General features: G+C 60.2%; 14 protein-coding genes. 11 read left to right on the top strand and 3 right to left on the bottom strand.

From position 1 onward, the window contains the following. The first annotated feature begins 271 nt into the window (after positions 1-271). The 9 genes from RAS12_RS11265 (at position 272) to RAS12_RS11225 (ending at position 7,573) form a co-directional block, all read left to right on the top strand. Positions 272-484 carry a hypothetical protein gene (locus tag RAS12_RS11265; RefSeq protein ID WP_008159938.1) on the top strand — a complete coding sequence of 71 codons (213 nt, stop codon included), beginning with the start codon at positions 272-274 and terminating at the stop codon, positions 482-484. A 148-nt stretch (positions 485-632) separates the two neighbouring features. Further along, positions 633-1,745 carry an AGE family epimerase/isomerase gene (locus RAS12_RS11260; protein WP_306951415.1) on the top strand — a complete coding sequence of 371 codons (1,113 nt, stop codon included), beginning with the start codon at positions 633-635 and terminating at the stop codon, positions 1,743-1,745. 102 nt (positions 1,746-1,847) lie between these two features. Then, positions 1,848-2,063 (top strand): hypothetical protein, encoded by a 216-nt coding sequence (locus RAS12_RS11255; protein WP_306948311.1) that lies wholly within the window; start codon positions 1,848-1,850, stop codon positions 2,061-2,063. A 191-nt stretch (positions 2,064-2,254) separates the two neighbouring features. Then, the gene (locus tag RAS12_RS11250; RefSeq protein WP_306948309.1) at positions 2,255-3,145 is read left to right on the top strand and encodes an N-formylglutamate amidohydrolase; all 891 of its coding nucleotides are present in this window, start codon (positions 2,255-2,257) and stop codon (positions 3,143-3,145) included. 145 nt (positions 3,146-3,290) lie between these two features. Then, positions 3,291-3,596, top strand: a complete 306-nt coding sequence (locus RAS12_RS11245; protein ID WP_306948306.1) for a hypothetical protein — start codon at positions 3,291-3,293, stop codon at positions 3,594-3,596. A gap of 153 nt (positions 3,597-3,749) precedes the next feature. Beyond that, on the top strand, positions 3,750-4,781 hold the full coding sequence (locus tag RAS12_RS11240; RefSeq protein WP_306948304.1) for an ABC transporter substrate-binding protein: 1,032 nt from the start codon (positions 3,750-3,752) through the stop codon (positions 4,779-4,781). Then, positions 4,768-5,787, top strand: coding sequence for an ABC transporter permease (locus tag RAS12_RS11235; protein ID WP_306948302.1), 1,020 nt, complete (start codon positions 4,768-4,770; stop codon positions 5,785-5,787). The genes RAS12_RS11240 and RAS12_RS11235 overlap by 14 nt, the downstream gene beginning before the upstream one ends. After that, entirely contained in the window at positions 5,781-6,572 is a 792-nt protein-coding gene (locus RAS12_RS11230) for an ABC transporter ATP-binding protein (protein ID WP_306948299.1), read from the top strand. Before RAS12_RS11235 ends, RAS12_RS11230 begins: the two co-directional genes overlap by 7 nt. Beyond that, positions 6,566-7,573 (top strand): c-type cytochrome, encoded by a 1,008-nt coding sequence (locus RAS12_RS11225; RefSeq protein WP_306948297.1) that lies wholly within the window; start codon positions 6,566-6,568, stop codon positions 7,571-7,573. The genes RAS12_RS11230 and RAS12_RS11225 overlap by 7 nt, the downstream gene beginning before the upstream one ends. A 1,122-nt stretch (positions 7,574-8,695) precedes the next feature. Here RAS12_RS11225 and RAS12_RS11220 read toward each other — a convergent pair. Beyond that, positions 8,696-9,538 carry a LysR family transcriptional regulator gene (locus tag RAS12_RS11220; RefSeq protein WP_306948296.1) on the bottom strand — a complete coding sequence of 281 codons (843 nt, stop codon included), beginning with the start codon at positions 9,536-9,538 and terminating at the stop codon, positions 8,696-8,698. A 113-nt stretch (positions 9,539-9,651) separates the two neighbouring features. On the opposite strand from RAS12_RS11220, the gene RAS12_RS11215 reads away from it, so the two are divergent. Continuing rightward, a complete protein-coding gene (locus RAS12_RS11215; protein ID WP_306948294.1) occupies positions 9,652-10,635 on the top strand; it encodes a bile acid:sodium symporter family protein in 984 nt (327 codons plus the stop codon). A gap of 2 nt (positions 10,636-10,637) precedes the next feature. Here the strand turns inward: RAS12_RS11215 and RAS12_RS11210 are convergent, their stop codons facing one another. Both RAS12_RS11210 and RAS12_RS11205 read right to left on the bottom strand, forming a co-directional pair. Continuing rightward, positions 10,638-11,042 (bottom strand): Rieske (2Fe-2S) protein, encoded by a 405-nt coding sequence (locus RAS12_RS11210; RefSeq protein ID WP_306948292.1) that lies wholly within the window; start codon positions 11,040-11,042, stop codon positions 10,638-10,640. Positions 11,043-11,092: 50 nt separating this feature from the next. Then, on the bottom strand, positions 11,093-12,898 hold the full coding sequence (locus RAS12_RS11205; RefSeq protein WP_306948290.1) for an ABCB family ABC transporter ATP-binding protein/permease: 1,806 nt from the start codon (positions 12,896-12,898) through the stop codon (positions 11,093-11,095). 263 nt (positions 12,899-13,161) lie between these two features. Here RAS12_RS11205 and RAS12_RS11200 point away from each other — a divergent pair, with 263 nt between their 5' ends. After that, a complete protein-coding gene (locus tag RAS12_RS11200; RefSeq protein ID WP_306948288.1) occupies positions 13,162-13,989 on the top strand; it encodes an aldo/keto reductase in 828 nt (275 codons plus the stop codon). Positions 13,990-14,000: the final 11 nt, after the last annotated feature.

Genomic DNA, 14,000 nt, shown 5'->3' with positions numbered 1-14,000 from the left:
GTGTCTTGAATCAAGATGTGTGAAATAGCCGCATAGTTTGCGCATATTTTCGCGATTTATTGCACGTTTGCTAGTAAATCCGCGCCAGTACGGGAATCTCCTGAGACGGAATGTTCGATTTCGCATCTATCGGACGTATCGCGCATGATAGGTCGCCAGTAAGATGAACTTGCGTGACACTTTCAGGTCTATTTATTTACGCGGGAATTTTGATCCCGCAACGTCACGCGTGGTGGTTCACGCGTTTAGGTAACCGACTGGGAGGTAGCACATGCAGCATCGTGACCAGGAAGTACTGATCGACGTTTCCACAGCGGCCATGGATACCGGCGGATATGGCGTATTGCTGACGGTAACGGCCGAGGGCGGCACCGAAGTGGATGCCGCGTTTTCCCACTTGGGCAACTGCGCTTCGTTGGACGAAGCACGTGATCGCGCGGAAGTCTTCGCGCAGAACTGGGTTGAGGAAAACATCTTCCGATAGGGCGCGTTGCCCTTGACGGAGCTGATCGGTTGAACCGGTCTGTGTGTGCATCAGGCGTCGGAGAGTACACAAAGAATTGCGACGAAAAATTCGGTTATCGTTGCTGCTCCAAAACCTGGGACCCTTTTTGGGTATGCGTCGTTCCAAGATGACTGCCGCACAGACCAATTCTTCTCTCGCGGAGCATATCCGCGCATTGCGCGAACATTTTGACTCCGTCGTCCTGCCCATGTGGATGGGGCGGGGCTTCAATGATGCTCTGGGTTTACCATTCGAATCGCTGGACGCAGCCACCGGCGCGCCGGTGCTGGTGACGCGCTACCGCGCGATGGCCTGCGCGCGTCAGTTGTATGTGTTTGCCCAAGCGCCGGGCGCCGCGGCGGGCAAGCATGCCGACCGTTTGTTCGCGTCGTTGCGCCGCGTATTCCGTGACGACACTCACGGCGGCTGGCGATATAGCGTGGATGCCGATGCGCGTCCGCTGGACGACACTCAGGATCTGTACACGCACGCCTTTATTGTGTTGGCCTGCGCTGCGTATTTTCAACGCAGCCGCAATGCGGATGCGCGCAAACTCATGTTGTCGACGTCACTGACGATCGAGGCGCGTTTCAAATCCCGCGACGGGCTGTATTACGCCGCCCTCAGTGCTGATTTTGGCTCGCCGCTGCGCCCTCCCGCGCAAAATCCCATGATGCACTTGACCGAGGCCTATCTGGCCGCAGCTCAGGTGGCCGAGCCCGCGTTGTACGCGCAGCATTTGCGCAGCTTGGCGCAAGCGATCAGCCAGTTCTTTGTGCATCCGGCCACCCAATGCATTTCGGAAGCGTTGCAAGGGTCCGCTGGCAACCGGCTGGAGCCTGGGCATCAGTTCGAATGGTTGTCACTGGTGCAGAGCACCGCCGATGTGTTCGAGGGGCTGGATCTGGTGGAGTCGCTTCCTCGCGCCGTGCAATGGTCTCGCCTGCATGGAGTTGGCGCGACGGGAACCGGCGTGCTGGCATCGCTGGATGAGTCTGGCGTAGTCATGGACGGTACGCGCCGGATTTGGGCGCAAACGGAATACCTGCGCACCCTGGCCGTGCTGGGTGATTGGCCAGCGCTGTCGGACGCTTTGGCTCATTTTCGGGATCGGTTCCTGCATGCGGGCGGCTGGCACGAATGTCTGGATGAAAACGGCGTGGTGACGCGGGCAGATATGCCTTCAACCTCTCCCTACCACCTGGCGACCTGTCTAGCGGCGTTACCAAACGTTGTTTAATGGCTCTGTTAACAATTTTTGTGCTTTCGTTGTCATAAATTGATAGAAAAATATTGGTGAAATCCCTTACAATTTGCTAACTATTTTTGTAGGGATGCATCAATGAGCGTTATGTGCTTGGGTTGCCAACGCATTAACCCGGGGCTTGCGGGCGTGGCGCCGCATCCGCATCTGGGGCATCAAGGATTCACCAACCCGACGCAAAAAGGGCGCGAGGAAAGCCGAGAGGATCATTTCCGTTGCCTGAGCTGCGGTGCGAAGTGGTTGCGCGAAACCGATAAGTGGGGCGTGGATTTGGGATTCAAGCTCGCGCCTTGATCGTTTTGCCGCTGTATTGAAGCCGGGCCTCTGCGAAGAGGCCCGTTTTTATTTGGTCACGTTGCGTGATCATGAAAAGGTACTGGTACGCTGATGCCCGCAACGCCTCAAGAACTCCAGGTGCAGATCAAACAGGCCCTGGCCCGCTACGCCAAGGTGGCCAACGCCGCCAACATTCAGGCTGATTGACGATGACACACGCCGATTTCAACGCTGTTTCCGTGCATGAACCGCAGGGCCCCGCCTTACCCCTGGTCTGTGATTCGCCCCATAGCGGCGAGCAGTATCCCGATGATTTTGGGGCGGCTGCGACCCGGTCTGAATTGCGCCAGGGTGAGGACACGCATGTGGACGCGCTATGGTCGGCGGCGCCCGCGTTGGGAGCGACGTTGATCGCGGCGAATTTTCCCCGCGTCTATATTGATCCGAACCGCACCTTGCAGGATCTGGACCCCGAGCTGCTGGAAGAACCCTGGCCCGAGCCGCTGGACCCAGGTGAAAAGACCCGTTTGGGCAAAGGACTGATCTGGCGCCGGATGGACAAGGCCACGCCGATTTACGACCGCAAGCTGACGCTGGCGCAGGTGCGGCATCGTATTCAAGCGTATTACGAGCCCTATCATGCCGCGCTGTCGCGAGCGATCAGCCAGGTCGAGCAGCGCTTTGGCGCTGTCTGGCATTTGAATCTGCATTCCATGCCGAACGATGCGTATGAGCGTTTGGGCCGCCAAAGCGAGCATCCGCTGGCGGACTTTGTATTGGGTGATCGTGACGGCACCACCTGTGAGCCCGAGTTCATTGCCTTGATTGAAAAGGCGTTGCGTGATCTGGGCTATACAGTGGCGCGCAATGATCCGTACAAGGGAGTGCAGTTGATTGCGCAGATTGGCCAGCCGGCACTTAATCGCCATAGTTTGCAGGTGGAAATCCGCCGCCCCTTATACATGGACGAGGCAACGCGGGAGCGCAATGCAGGCTTTGAGTTGCTGCGTTCGCACTTGTCGCAAGTGCTGGCGCAAGTAGCGGAATATGTGCGTGTTCGCATGAGCGCCGTTAGCCCTGGAAAATCGTCGACAAAATAGAATATTTTTCGTTTCGAAGCGCCCAGAGCCGCTGTTGATGCAGATCAACGGCGGCTTTTTGTTGCCCGCTTAAGTTTTGGCATGCCGAGTCGTTGTCGCTAATAACGAACTGCGCCGCCTTTAGGTGTGGAGATAGGGAACCGGAATGCTGGAAAAAATCATCAACGGATTTTCAGTGGTGGCGTATGCAACGCAACCGGAAGGGCGTACGCCCGCGCGCGCATTTTTGGAAACCAGGCGTCTGGCGCCTAAAGCCAAAGCCGTGGAGGCCGGTGGGGAGGACACGCCGGCGGAGGACGAAGCCAGCGCCGAGCCTGAAAGCCAACCTTTCGAGATATTTGTCAGCCGCCGTTTTCGCGGCGCTATCGAGGCAATGTCGGCAGCGCGCAACGCACTGGATCGTGTGAAAGCGGTGGACGAAGACGGGGTGCCGGACCACCTGCCTGAATAGTAATTTGACTGCCTGGGACCGTGCTCGAGGGTAGCCACGGGCAGCGGGTCCCATATTGTTATCCCCACTTTGTATTTGTCGAACACCTGAGCGCAGGCTGATGATGCCGCATGGCAATCCTCGCCATTCACGGTCTGCTCAAAAGGAAGGTTGATGAATACGAACGTCCATTCCGGCGCGATCTCCGCACGGGGAATTTCCCGCCGCGCGTTGTTGCGCGCGGCAAGCATCGCGGGCTTGGCAGCGCCGCTGGGTATGCTGGGTTCACGCGTATTGGCGGCAGACACCGCGCCGCGCACGTTCAAGATCGCATGGAGTCAGACCGCTGTTTGCCAGTCGCCCGTATCGGTGGCGCTGGAACGCGGATTCTTCGAAAAATACAATCTGAAAGTCGAACGCATCAATTTCAGCGGATCGACCGATCAGTTGCTGGAAGCGATCGCGACGGGTCATGCCGACGGCGGTATCGGCATGGCGCTGCGTTGGCTCAAACCGCTGGAGCAGGGCTTTGATGTGAAGCTGGCGGTGGGCACGCATGGTGGCTGCATGCGCTTGCTGACCGCAGAGGATTCGCCCATCAAAAGCGTCAACGACCTGAAAGGACGCCGGGTGGCGGTGTCGGATCAGGCCAGTCCGGTAAAGAATTTCTTTGCGATCCGTGTTGCGCAGTTGGGGTTAGATCCTGAGTCGGTGGACTGGCGCCAGTATCCGCAGGACCTCTTTGGCGAAGTGCTGCGTAAGGGCGAAGTGGACGCGGTCGCAGGGGACGACCCACTGATCTACACACTGCGCGAAGACAATAAGCTGCGCGAAATTGCGACCAACATCGAAGGCGATTACGAGAACCGCACGTGCTGCGTGCTGGGCTTGCGCGGCGATCTGGTTCGCAAGGACCCCGAGTCGGCGGCGGCAATCACGCGCGCGGTGATTGATGCGCAACGCTGGACGGCATCCAACCCTGACGAGACCGCGCGCATCTTTGCGCCGTATGTGCCCGGCAAAGTGCCCGCCGAGCGCGTGGCCGCCATCTTGCGCAGCCATAGCCACGGCCATGCATCGACGGGGGCAGCCCTGCGTGAGGAGATCGTGGGGTACGCCAAGGACTTGAAGACCATCAAGGTCTTGAGCGCCAACCTCGACATTAATAAATACGCGCAAGTGGTGGTGCCCAATGTCCTCGGTTGATGCGCTGCAGGGGCGCGCTGCAAGCGCGGCGCTGGCGTCCGCGCAGGGTTGGCGCTTGTGGAAGACGGGCGTGGCCGCCGCCGCCTTGTGGGCAGCGGTGGGCGGTGTGACGCTGAGTTGGCCAAATGTCGAAGTGGGCTTCACGTCCTGGGGCTATACCCGCGAGTTCGGTGTGGCGACCTTGGCACTGGCAGTGCTACTGCTGCTGGTTGCCGTGTCTGGCGCTGAACAGGCGCGGCCAGTTCGGGCATTGCGCCGTGCCGGCCCGTGGCTGCTGGTGCTGGCTGTCGCCGTGGGGGCATGGGAAATTGCGACGGCCAAGCTTGCGTTGCTGCCCAGCCCGTTCTTTGCGCCGCCGCAATCGCTGATCGAGGTCTATGTCACGGACTACAAGCGCTTGGCGGACAGTCTGGCCAATTCGCTCTGGCTTTTGGCCAATGGCTTTTTGCTGGGGGCGGCGGCGGGCTTTCTGACTGGCGTGGCGATCGGCTGGTCACGCGGCCTGGGCTACTGGGTGCATCCGGTGCTGCGCTTTCTGGGTCCGGTACCGTCGACGGCGCTGTTGCCCATGGCGTTCTTCTTCTTTCCGTCGAGCTGGTCTGCCGCCGTGTTTCTGATTGCGCTGGCGACCTGGTTTCCCGTGACGGTACTGACATGGTCGGGGGTGGCGGGAGTAAACCGCGCCTATTACGACGTGGCGCGCACCATGGGCGCCAATGAGTGGTTTCTGGTGTTGCGTGTGGCCATTCCTGCGGCGTTGCCGCAGGTGTTTGTTGGCCTGTTCATGGGCTTGGGGGCTTCGTTCTCGGTGCTGGTGGCGGCCGAGATGATGGGTGTGAAGTCCGGACTGGGCTGGTATCTGTCTTGGGCGCAAGGATGGGCCTCCTACGCGAACATGTACGGCGCGCTGATCGTGATGGCGCTGGTGTTCTCGGGCTTGATCACCTTGCTTTTCCTGGGCCGTGACCGGCTTCTGGCCTGGCAGAAAGGAGTCGTGAAATGGTAGCGGCGGCATTGCAGGAATCGGCCGTCTCGCGAGGCGCAGCGCTGGCCGTACACGGTGTGAATCATCACTTTGATCTGGACGGCGCGGCTTTGCCGGTGCTGGACAGTATTGATCTGGACGTCAAACCTGGCGAATTCGTGGCGCTGCTGGGGCCCAGCGGTTGCGGCAAGTCCACTTTGCTGCGGCTGGTGGCGGGTCTGGAACCGCCTGCCGAAGGCAATCTGCTGGCGGATGGCGCGCCGATTCAGGGGCCATCGCCATCGCGCATCGTGGTGTTCCAGGACCCTACGCTGTATCCCTGGCGCACCGTGTGGAACAACGTTGCCCTGGGTTTGCAGGCGCGTGGCCTGCTGAAGACCGAACGCCACCGCGTGGACGACGCTTTGCAGCGCGTGGGGCTGGCAGGCTTCAGTCAGGCGTATCCGCATCAGTTGTCTGGCGGCATGGCACAACGCGCGGCGCTGGCGCGCGCGCTGGTCAATGACCCGCGCATCCTGATCCTGGACGAACCCTTGGGCAAGCTGGACTCGCTTACGCGCATTGCCATGCAGTCCGAGCTGGTGGAGCTGTGGCAGCGGACGGGGTTCACGGCGTTGCTCGTGACGCACGATGTGGAAGAAGCCTTGTTCATGGCGTCGCGGATTGTCGTGTTAAGTGAGCGGCCCGCGCGAATCAAAGATGAGATCGTCAATGACCTGCCGTATCCGCGGCACCGCGGAGATCCGCGCCTGGCGGAGCTGCGGCATCGGGCGCTGGCGTTGTTGGGGTTGGATGCAACGTGGTGAGCCGGGAGGGGTTGGCGCTGGCCGCGATCGTGGCGGGCATCGCCATGCTGGCGTGGGCGGGCGTGGCGGGACGGGTCCGGACGAGCGGGCCCGTCGTGTTGCGTTTGCCCTGGCTGGCGGCGGGGGCCTGGGCGGTGTCCGCTGTGTTGTTCAGCCTCGCTTGGCGAACGGTGCAGGGCGCGCCGGGTTTGCTGGGCTCGCGCGTTGGGCATCTGGCGTTGGCGGTCATTGCCATCTTGCTGCTGGCCGGCCTGACTGCTGCCTGGCTGCACAGCCGCGCGGGTGGGGTAGCTGCCGCCGCGCAGTTTTCTTGGCGGCGTGGCGTGGCGGTAGCGATGGGCGCCCTGGCGCTGCTGATCATCATTTTGGCTACGGCAATCTGGCGTTTGCCGAGTGATGCGTTGGCGGTGGCCAACTGGCCGTTTGCCTGGCGCTATGACGCGGATCTGCCTGTCAGCCCGCACACGTGGCACCGCTTGTGGCTGGCCTTGGCGCAAAGCGGCGCGGCGCTGGCTCTGTTGGTGATCGCCTTGTTTGCCAGGCGTTGGCGATATCTGTGGCTCGCAGCGGCGGCGGTGTTGGCGTTGAGCGCAACATGGCCGCGTCCGCAGATGCTGCTGACAGAAGCGCACGGCACGTCTTATCAACGGTCGCCCCTGGCGTTTTCGGATGCCAACGTGTTGCAGGGCGGGCGGTTGTATCAGGTGCATTGCGCCAGTTGTCACGGCATCGCGGCCGACGGCCGGGGCGTGCGGGCGGTAACGTTGCCTGTGTGGCCCAGCGTATTGGGCGCAGCCTTGTTCGACAACCGGCTGGAAGGCGAACTGTATTGGCGCGTGGCGCAGAACGAGCCATCAATGGCCGGGAGGGCGATACATGAATTCAATGCGGTGTTGCGCCCGGAAGAGGTCTGGCAGGTGCTGGACTATTTGCGTCTGCAAGCCTATGGCGCTAGCGGTGGCACGGGCATGCCGCCTACGCCCGCGCCCGTTATCGACTAGGGTAAGCCTTTACTTTGTTCGCCGCGTAATTGTACTTGTAATCGGTTGTCCTTCCTCTATTATTCGTGGCACTTCTCCGTTTCTCGCCATATGAACTCAGATCCTGCATTCTGACTGATTCCAATCCTCTATTCGCTCAGGGTGAGTTGTAAGTGTAATTCTTTGTCTGCATTTGGTCTTGTCCTGTTACTCCTATGCTCATTCTCATTTTACTCTCCTTAATAATGGCCGGGGTTCCAATCAAGTATTAACCTCTATTATTAATCTCTCTCTCCTCAATGTCCTTTTCCTCCCCTTCATGGACTATCGCCTATCCCTACTTCGTTACTTTCTTTCTTAAGCTACAACCACCCTTCCTATTAAATTTCTCTCAAATCATTCAATTAACTTTTCCCATATCTTATCCTTCATCTTTTCTCTACTCTCCTCTCATCTCTTCCTACTACACAAAACCCAACCTATTACAACCACCATCTAACAAATAATCCACACCATTTCCATCATCTCCTAATCTATTCTTATCTCCCTTCGAATATCCATCACATAATCCCTTACCCTCATTCTTCCTATCTTCCCTACTTCCTCATTTCTATCTTCTACAACTACACTTGTAACCACATTTTTACATCGTCATTCCTTCATATAAAATCTTAACATACATTTCCTATAACACATAACATAGTTATTTAATCTATTCATAATACTATACTCACAACATCAGATCAATGCTTCCTATCTTTCCCCATACATTCTACTCTAGAATTTATAACGCAGTTTTAACAGTACCTCTGTTTCCACCGTGTTTCCTATTCGTTTCCGTAATAATCCGCCACCACTCATCTCCCCCTCTATAACGATACTCATCAGCCGAGTCAGGAGGAAGGTTGCTGCGCGGTGGCACTGAAAGCGGTGTGGTGTTGTTTCACACACTAACACCCGTTGTGTGGGTCCCCCCCCCCCCCCCCCCCCCTGTCCAAACACAACTCACATTCCCTCCCCCACCTATTTCAGTGGTGCCCGATCCTGAATCTGTTGAAGCAACCGCAAGCGCTGGAAGGCGCCGTCAAACACACGCGTCCGGCGCCGCAGTAACGTGCCACGGTAACGGACCTGACGCCGGCTTCAAGTCAGCGTGCTGCGCATCAAAATCTCGGTCAGCGCGCGGGTCGGCTTGTTGGGCGCGGGGGCCGAGATGACGATGAACTCCACCTGCGGCAGCGCGGGCAGCTGGGTAGCGGCAGGGGGCGCCGCCAGCCCTGCCGTGGACAGGTGTGACGGTTGCACCGCAATGCCCAGGCCCGCGCGGGCCGCCGCCTGGCAACCCGCGTAGCTGGTGCTGGTGCAGACAATCTGCCAACTGCGGCCCGCACGCGCCAACGCATCCAGCGTCAAGGTGCGCGTCACGCTGGGTTCACGCAGCAAGATCAGCGGCAAGGGCTCGTCGGGTGCAAACCGCAGCCCTTCTTTGGCGCGCCATAACAGCGCTTCTTTGTGGAGCGTCTGGCCGCGGCGGTCACCGCGCCGCCGTTTACCGATCATGACATCCAACCCGTTGTCGTCCAGCAACTTATAGAGTTCGCTGGTAACACCGATGGTCAGGTCCAGTTCCACTTCGGGATGGGCCAGCCGGAACGCGGCCAGCACGTCGGGCAAGGGACCCATCGCAAGGTCGTCGGACGTGCCCAGGCGGACTCGGCCGCGCAGCCGGGGGGCGTCGAACAGACGTTCGGCACGTTCGTGAGCATCCAGGATCAGTTCCGCATGCACCAGCAAGCTGCGGCCGTCGCTGGTCAGCGTAAGCGAATGCGTGTCGCGCAAAAACAGGCGCCGGTTCATCGCCTGCTCCAGTTGGCGGATATGTTCGCTGACGGTGGGCTGGGTCAGGCCCAGCCGCCGGGCGGTCTCTGTGAAGCTGGGCGCGGCGGCGGCGGCGGCAAAGGTCTTGAGCCACAAAGGATTGAGCATGGCAGCGCGGTTTGGTTATAGGGAATTCCGATGACAGTCAAAGTACCTAGTGGCCTTCACGATAGCAAGAGGGCCGCCTATAGTTTTTCGTAACTTTACGGATTCCCTTTGCCATGCGCCGCTTCCTGCCCGACCAATTCACGCTCATCCTTATCGCCACGGTGGTCTTCGCCAGCTTTTTTCCTGCCGTTGGCAAGGGGGCGTCGTTCATGTTGGTGGCCAGTAATGTGGCTATTTCGTTGCTGTTTTTCCTGCACGGCGCGCGCTTGTCCACCGACGCCATCGTGGCAGGGGTGAAGGACGTACGGCTGCATGGCCTGATTCTGGCCTGCACCTTTTTGCTATTTCCCGCTCTGGGCCTGGGGCTGCGTGCCTTGTTCCCCGGCCTGCTGACGCCGTCGTTGTGGTTGGGCGTGCTGTTCGTTTGCACGCTGTCATCCACCGTGCAGTCGTCCATTGCATTTACGTCGATGGCGCGTGGCAACGTGCCGGGGGCGATATGCGCGGCAACGGCGTCCAATCTGCTGGGCACCGTGTTGACGCCGCTGTTGGTGGCGGTGCTGCTGCATCGTCAGGGCGGCGGGCATGGCCTGGCGGATGCCGGCCGCATCCTGCTCCAGCTGTTGTTGCCGTTTGCGGTGGGCAGCCTGTTGCGGCCGTGGATTGGCGCTTGGGCGCAACGCAATAATCGCACCCTGTCCAAAGTGGATCGAAGCTCGATCTTGCTGGCGGTCTATACCGCGTTCAGCGAAGCGGTGGCGCAAGGCATCTGGCATGCCTTTCCGGCGATCGATCTGGCCACGATGGTGCTGGTGAATGCACTGCTGCTGGGATCGGTGCTGCTGATTACAACCTGGGGCAGCCGCAAGCTTGGACTGAGCAAGGAAAACGAGATTACGCTGGTTTTCTGCGGGTCGAAGAAGTCGCTGGCATCCGGGATTCCGCTGGCGACGGTGCTGTTCGGCACGTCGCAGATGGGGATTGTGGTGCTGCCGCTGATGATCTTTCACCAGATGCAGCTGATGGTCTGCGCGGTGTTGGCGCGCCGTTATGCGGAACGCGAGCAGCCAGCAGATGGGGTGGTGGCGCGCGCTTAGGGTCAGGTGGCCGATGGCGCTGCGGGCGGGTCCGCGAGCGGGCGGATCTTGCCGCTGGGTTGCCAGTACACCTGCCCGTCACGCTCGCCGACGGTCAGCACAGTCAGACGGCCGTTCTTACATGGACCACCCACGCAAACGCCGGTATCCGGCTGATAGGTGGCGCCGTGGCGCGCACACATGATCAGGTCGCCTGCCCGCGTAAAGAAACTGCCTTCCCAATCCAGCTCGACGCCAACGTGGGCGCAGCGGTTCAGGTAGCCATGGACGCGGTCCTGGTAGCGTACAAAGAACACGGTGGTCTGGCCGGCGCTGTCCGACACGGGCATTTTTACGCCCAAGCCGCCGTTGACCAGATCAGAGGCGGCACAGACGCGGACTTCGGGGGCGGTGGAGGATTCCTGCATGACGGGCCTTGAATGAAAGGGAGCGATGTTCGGACAGGGGGCAGGGCTTGTCAATCGGCGGGCGCGGCATAGGCGCTGTCTTGCTGACGCGCCCACATGCCGGCGTAGACGCCTTGCTGCGCCAGCAGTTGCGGGTGGCGGCCGCGTTCGATGATGTGCCCGTCAGACAGGACGATGATTTCATCCGCATCTGCCACGGTGGATAGCCGGTGCGCGATGATCAGTGTGCTGCGGCCCTGGCTGACTTCGCGCAGATTGGCTTGAATCTCGCGTTCGGTATGGGTGTCCAGCGCGCTGGTGGCTTCGTCGAACAGAAAGATGGCGGGGTTTTTCAGAATGGTGCGGGCGATAGCCACACGTTGTTTTTCGCCGCCCGAGAGTTTCAAGCCGCGTTCGCCCACCATGGTTTGGTAGCCGTCCGGCATCGTCATGATCAGATCGTGAATATGCGCCAGCTTGGCGGCGGCCTGGATTTCAGCTTCGGTGGCGCCGGGCCGGCCATAGCCGATGTTGTAGTGGATGGTGTCATTGAACAGCACGGTGTCTTGCGGCACCACGCCGATTGCCGCCCGCAGGCTGGCCTGCGTGACGTCGCGCACGTCCTGCCCGTCTATCAGGATGGCGCCACTGTCGGTGTCGTAAAAGCGGAACAGCAGGCGGGCAATGGTGGACTTGCCCGCGCCGGACGTACCCACCACGGCTACCGTCTTGCCTGCCGGGATGGTGAAGCTGACCCCTTTCAGGATGGGCCGGCGGGCGTCATAGCCAAAATGCACGTCGCGGAATTCCACCTGTGCGCCTGCCACTTGCAGCGGCCGGGCGTCGGGGTGGTCAGCCACTTCGCGGTCCTGGCCCAGCAGCTCGAACATGCGCTCCATGTCGATGATGGCCTGCTTGATTTCGCGGTAGATGAAGCCGAAGAAACTAAGCGGTTGGTACAACTGCAACAGGTAGGTGTTGACCAGGACGAAATCGCCCAGCGTGTAACGCCCTTCGGCAATGCCGGTGGCGGCCATCCACATGACCAGTGTCAGTCCGACCGAGATGATGGCGGCCTGGCCGATGTTCAGGATCGACAGACTGACCTGGCTGCGCACGGCAGCGCGTTCATAGCGGGTCAGCGAGGCGTCGTAGCGGCGGGCTTCGTGTTCTTCGTTGCCGAAGTATTTGACCGTTTCGTAGTTCAGCAGACTTTCGATGGCCTTGGTGTTGGCCTCGGAGTCGGTTTCGTTCATCAGGCGCCGGAACTTGGCGCGCCATTCGGTGACGGCCAGCGTGTAGGCCATGTACAGGATGACGGTGGAACCGGTGGCAACCGCCAGCCAGATGTCGAACATCTTCCACAGCACGATACACACCAGCCCGATTTCAAAGAAGGTCGGCAGGATGTTGAACAGCAAGAACGACAGCAGTGTCTGGATGCCCTTGGTGCCGCGTTCGATGGCCCGAGTCAGCCCGCCGGTCTGGCGAGACAGGTGAAAACGCAGCGCCAGCGCGTGCAGATGGCGAAAGATTTGCAGGCCGACTGCGCGGATTGCATGCTGGCCTACGCGGGCGAAGATGGCGTCGCGCAGCTCCGAGAAGAGCAGCGACAGCACCCGCGCCGTGCCATAAGCCAGGATCAGGCCCAGCGGCACCGTGACGGCGCCAGGCGCGCCTTTGCCAAGCTCATCAATGGCGTGCTTGTACAGCAGCGGCACATAGACGGTTGCTGCCTTGGCGGCGAACAAACAGGCCAGCGCTGCCACGACGCGCACCTTCAACCCAGTCATGCCGGGGGGCCAGAGATAGGGAAAGAGGGTGCGCAGGGTGGAAAAACCGCCGCGGTTCTTGGGCGGCGCTTCAGCAGGAGTCATGGTGTGGCAGGAGGGAGCTCAGGAGGGCGGCTGCGGGGCGCAAAGCCGGCTAAAAGGCCATTATCGGACACCGGCGCTATTATTTGGCTGATAACCCCTGGTACGCACGCACCGGTTCCAGGGGTTTTCAATCCGGTGCATGTAGGCGGGGGCAACTTGGCAATCCCGCTTTTTTTCTGTTTCAACCAGGGTGGTTTCCTTGGTTGCGCAACGTAGCGCGAATTCGCCGCGCTGGCGTTGCGTTGCAAGCTACGGAGGGTCTTATGGCGAAGGTACCCGCAGTGAAACTGAATGACGGCAACAAGATTCCGCAGTTGGGGTTGGGCGTTTGGCAGGTGCCCGATGAGCAGGCAGCGTCCAGTGTGAAGGAAGCGCTGGCGGCAGGCTACCGGTCGGTAGACACCGCAGCCATCTATGCAAACGAGGCTGGCGTCGGCGCAGGTTTGCGCGCAGGCAACGTGGCGCGCAAAGACCTGTTTGTGACGACCAAGCTCTGGAACGACAAGCACGGCTATGACGACGCCCACAAGGCCATGGATGAAAGCCTGGAAAAGCTGGGTCTGGCGTATGTGGATCTGTATTTGATCCATTGGCCGGTGGCGGGCAGCGAGAAGTTCCTGGACGCTTGGCGCGCCATGGCAGAGATGAAGGAAGACGGCCGCGCCCGTTCAATCGGCGTATCCAACTTTACCCAGGCCAATCTGGAACGCCTGATCGATGCGTCCGGGGTCGTGCCGGCTGTAAATCAGATTGAGCTGCATCCGGGGTTTGCGCAGCACGGCCTGCGGGCATTCCATGCCAAGCATGGCATTGCGACCGAGTCGTGGAGCCCCTTGGCCCAAGGTGGAATCACCAAGGAAAAAGTCATCCTGGACCTGGCGCGCAAGCACGGCAAGTCACCTGCTCAAGTCACGCTGCGCTGGCATTTGCAAAGCGATTTGATCGTGATCCCGAAATCGGTCACGCCGGCCCGCATCCGCGAGAACATCGACGTGTTTGACTTTGAATTGTCGTCGGAGGATATGGCGGCAATCGACGGGATCAAGGAAGGCGCGCGGCTGGGGCCTGATCCCGAGCGCTTCGGCAAGTAAGGCCGGGCCCG

It is taken from the genome of Achromobacter seleniivolatilans, assembly GCF_030864005.1.
In the GTDB taxonomy this organism is placed as follows: domain Bacteria; phylum Pseudomonadota; class Gammaproteobacteria; order Burkholderiales; family Burkholderiaceae_B; genus Achromobacter; species Achromobacter seleniivolatilans.
Note: the sequence above shows the minus strand (reverse complement) of the source record. Positions and strands in the feature narration are given on the sequence as shown.